Consider the following 2,159-nt stretch of genomic DNA (forward strand, 5'->3'; position numbering starts at 1 on the left):
AGCCACCATACGCGAAATGCCAGTTTAATGGCTAATCAACACGCTTGGCACTTTATTTTATTATTTGAAAATATCGAAACGAATGAACAATATCGTTTCATCTATGAGGCAATCGAAAGTGAAGGAAAGCAGCCATTTCTTACATTTCGTATGACAGAGGAATTGACGCTACCATCTATAGAGGAGTTAATTGCGGAATTTTTTGAAACAGCAGAAGCGGCGGCGCTCGACTATGGACCTACCTTTTACAAAGTCGCAAATTCACAGTATATGAAGTGGTACGATGCGCAACATCCATCGAGAAAAGACATTCGACCTGACGCGCAACACCATTTATTCGTGACCTCTACGCTTTATATCGAAATTATTACGGAAATAGAGCCAAGTGTGTATCAATTATAATGAATGGCATCGCACTGGGCGACAACAATCGCTAACTCATTTAGCAATCACCGTTACTACGTCACAAAGAACCCCGCAAAGCGCTCTTAACACGTTGCGGGGTTCTTTATGATAATTTTACGCAAGCACCTTCTGCAAGTACGTAATTTCCTCATCACTTACGTTGTGTGCGCCGTCAAACAGCTTCATCGTCACCGGAAAATGCTGCTCGAGCTGTTTCGCAAGCTTCATCGTGTCTCCTGGAATGGCAAGCGTATCGAGCGCGCCTGCGGTAATGTACAGCTTTGTCGCGTGCGTGCCGTTAAACGTATACTGCAAGTTTGACGGGTGCAGCAGTACGACGCGGTCGGCAATGTTTGGTCGCTGCTCTAACACGCCGAGTAAAAAGTTCGCACCGTTTGAAAAGCCAAGAAGCGTTACGTCGCCTTCGATTGCGAGCTCGTCCCACTGCGCTAAAAAACGTTCGATGCGCGCGTTAAAATCGTCGCGCACGAGCTGACCGTTTGCTAGTGGCGCGAAGAAGCGGCGGTGTTCCTTCTCCCCTACGTCACCGATAAATGACACGATGCGCGCATTGGCGTCGATGTCTCCAGCAATTTGTAACAAGCTATATTCATTGCCACCTGTTCCGTGGAAAAGGGCAAAGCATGCATTTGTACTGCCGTCTATGTTAAAATACTCCATACATTATCACTCCAAAAAATTTAATAAGGATGTGCCTTTTTATGACAAGCCCTTTCATTCATCACGTATCAGTTATGAATCGTGACCATAAACAATCTTTCCAATTTTATCATAAACTACTCGGACTTGATTTTCTATTGAAAACGGTTAACCAAGACGACTTAGAAATGTATCATTTGTTTTTCGGTGATACGACGGGGCGTCCTGGTACAGAGTTTAGCGTCTTTGAAGTGAAAAACGGCAACGACAAAACGTTTGGCACGAATTCGCTTGAGCGTACCGTTTTTGCGGTGCCGAGCGAGGAGTCACTTACGTTTTGGCATGAGCGACTAGAAGCAGCAGGCGTGTTTACGTGCGACATTGAGCAATATGACGGGCGTTCGATTTTACGCTTTGAGGATCAAGACGGCGTGCAACTAGCGGTCATGGCAGTGCCGCAACGTGAAGGCGAGGCGTATTACGGGCGAGAGACGGACGACATTCCGCTTCAACATGCGATTTACGGCATTCATGCGTTTCATAGCCGCGTGCGCTACAGTGCCGCTTCTATTCGTAGCTTGCAACAGCTGTTTGACGTCGAGGTGGCGCGCACGTTCGTTGACCAGCAGCACAACGTCACAGTCGTTCGCTTAAAAGGCGACACGCTATTTGACCAAGAGCTGCATTTCATCGAGGACCGTCACCGTGCGCTTGAAGTGTCGGGCGTTGGCGCGGTGCAGCATATCGCACTCAATGCGACGAGCTACAGCCATTTGCTGGAGCTGGAAGACGGCTTGCTTGCAAAAAATATGTACAATTCAGGCATTAAAGACCGCGAATTTTTCCAGTCGATTTATTACCGCGAGCCAAACAGCTTGCTTATTGAAATTGCGACCGAGTATACGAACTTTACGAAGGAGCCGATTGATACAACGGACTTCGATGCGATTCCGCTTATGTTGCCGGAATTTTTAGAAAAGCGCCGCGGCTGGATTGAAAGTAAGCTGAAGGAGCAATAATAAAAAAGGTGATGTGAAACGGCATATCGTTTAATATGGTACCTGTGGAGTGGACACTTGAAAAAGAGTGTGCAC

Annotated in this window: 3 protein-coding genes; 2 read left to right on the forward strand and 1 reads right to left on the reverse strand. The window is 46.9% G+C overall.

All coding sequences use genetic code 11. The annotated features are described in order from the left end of the window. Positions 1–402: hypothetical protein (locus tag A6K76_RS16360; RefSeq protein WP_211271785.1), on the forward strand; the 402-nt coding region annotated here is incomplete at its 5' end. 117 nt (positions 403–519) lie between these two features. On the opposite strand, the gene A6K76_RS16365 is transcribed toward A6K76_RS16360, so the two are convergent. Then, the gene (locus A6K76_RS16365) at positions 520–1,086 is read right to left on the reverse strand and encodes an alpha/beta hydrolase (protein ID WP_066466646.1); all 567 of its coding nucleotides are present in this window, start codon (positions 1,084–1,086) and stop codon (positions 520–522) included. A gap of 41 nt (positions 1,087–1,127) precedes the next feature. On the opposite strand from A6K76_RS16365, the gene A6K76_RS16370 reads away from it, so the two are divergent. Further along, entirely contained in the window at positions 1,128–2,084 is a 957-nt protein-coding gene (locus A6K76_RS16370; RefSeq protein WP_066466647.1) for a VOC family protein, read from the forward strand. The last annotated feature ends 75 nt before the right edge of the window (positions 2,085–2,159 follow it).

It is taken from the genome of Caryophanon latum, from assembly GCF_001700325.1.
Lineage (GTDB): Bacteria > Bacillota > Bacilli > Bacillales_A > Planococcaceae > Caryophanon > Caryophanon latum.

Bases quoted from the DNA above. Each gene is read 5' to 3' on its own strand.
- A6K76_RS16365 (WP_066466646.1), bottom strand. From the start codon at position 1,086: ATGGAGTATTTTAACATAGACGGCAGTACAAATGCATGCTTTGCCCTT.
- A6K76_RS16370 (WP_066466647.1), top strand. From the start codon at position 1,128: ATGACAAGCCCTTTCATTCATCACGTATCAGTTATGAATCGTGACCAT.